Here is a 2100-nt window from a genome sequence, read left to right as displayed (position 1 = left end):
TTTGAGGACATCATAAACAGCGGTCCCGTAACCATCAACGGCGATACGTTCACCTCAATCGAGGAGTACATCGAGAACATCGTGGCACTCAACGAGACAGTAACAACCTTGGTTGACAATGGGGACGGCACTTACACACATACGAGTGAAGACGGTACAGTAACCGTTGTTGACGTACCAGCAAGTGTAGTAAACCAGTTTGAGGATATTATAAACAGCGGACCTGTAACAATCAACGGCGATACTTTTAATTCAATCGAAGAGTACATTGAGAACATCGTGGCACTGAACGAGACAGTAACGACTTTGGTTGACAATGGGGACGGGACTTACACACATACGAGTGAAGACGGCACGGTAACGGTTGTAGACGTACCTGCATCGGTAGTGAACCAGTTCGAGGACATTGTGAACAGCGGACCTGTAACGATCAACGGCGATACTTTTAATTCAATCGAGGAGTACATCGAGAACATCGTGACACTGAACGAGACAGTAACTACTTTGGTGGACAATGGGGACGGCACTTACACATATACAAGTGAAGACGGAACGGTAACCGTTGTAGACGTACCAGCAAGTGTAGTGAACCAGTTCGAGGATATCGTGAACTCAGGCCCGGTAACGATCAATGGCGATACATTCAACTCAATCGAAGAATACATTGAAAACATCGTTAGCCTTAACGAGACAGTAACGACTTTGGTGGACAATGGAGACGGGACTTACACACATACGAGTGAAGACGGCACGGTAACGGTTGTAGACGTACCGGCGAGTGTAGTAAATCAGTTTGAAGACATTGTAAACAGTGGTCCAGTAACGATCAATGGCGATACTTTTAATTCAATCGAGGAGTACATTGAAAACATCGTGGCACTCAACGAGACAGTAACGACCTTGGTTGACAATGGGGACGGCACTTACACACATACGAGTGAAGACGGCACGGTAACGGTTGTAGACGTACCGGCGAGTGTAGTAAATCAGTTTGAAGACATTGTAAACAGTGGTCCAGTAACGATCAATGGCGATACTTTTAATTCAATCGAGGAGTACATTGAAAACATCGTGGCACTCAACGAGACAGTAACGACCTTGGTTGACAATGGGGACGGCACTTACACACATACGAGTGAAGACGGCACTGTAACGGTTGTAGACGTACCTGCATCGGTGGTCAACCAGTTTGAGGATATTATAAACAGCGGACCTGTAACGATCAACGGAGATACATTCACCTCAATCGAAGAGTACATCGAGAACATCGTGGCACTCAACGAGACAGTAACAACCTTGGTTGACAATGGAGACGGCACTTACACACATACGAGTGAAGACGGCACTGTAACGGTTGTAGACGTACCAGCAAGTGTAGTAAATCAGTTCGAGGACATTGTGAACAGCGGACCTGTAACGATCAACGGAGATACATTCACCTCAATCGAAGAGTACATCGAGAATATCGTGGCGCTGAACGAGACAGTAACGACCTTGGTGGACAATGGGGACGGCACTTACACATATACAAGTGAAGACGGAACGGTAACCGTTGTAGACGTACCAGCAAGTGTAGTGAACCAGTTCGAGGATATCGTGAACTCAGGCCCGGTAACGATCAATGGCGATACATTCAACTCAATCGAAGAATACATTGAAAACATCGTTAGCCTTAACGAGACAGTAACGACTTTGGTGGACAATGGGGACGGCACTTACACATATACAAGTGAAGACGGAACGGTAACCGTTGTAGACGTACCAGGCGATGTTGTAACGAACATCCAGAACGAGGGCGACATCTACAACGAGATCATCAACCTGATTGAAACCAACTCGGACATCCTGGTAGACAATGGCGATGGTACGTTCACGCATACCGCGGCAGACGGCACAGTTGTTACGTTTGATGCCAACACGACGACACTTGCCGACAACGGCGACGGCAGCTACACGCTTACGAATGCGAATGGCGATACAATCACGATAGACGTAATCGGTGATGTGGTGACGAACATCCAGAACGAGGGCGATATCTACAACGAGATCATCAACCTGATCGAGACGAACAGCGATGTTTTGGTAGACAACGGAAACGGC

Annotated in this window: 1 protein-coding gene; it reads left to right on the top strand. The window is 47.1% G+C overall.

Annotation, left to right across the window (positions count from 1 at the left end; genetic code table 11):
* Window positions 1-2100 (top strand): beta strand repeat-containing protein (locus ACFSKL_RS22280; RefSeq protein ID WP_376889496.1); only part of this gene is annotated, 2100 nt, incomplete at both ends.

The sequence above is a fragment of the Belliella marina genome (genome assembly GCF_042682445.1).
Taxonomy (GTDB): domain Bacteria; phylum Bacteroidota; class Bacteroidia; order Cytophagales; family Cyclobacteriaceae; genus Belliella; species Belliella marina.
This window is presented reverse-complemented; position numbering and strand designations above follow the sequence as displayed.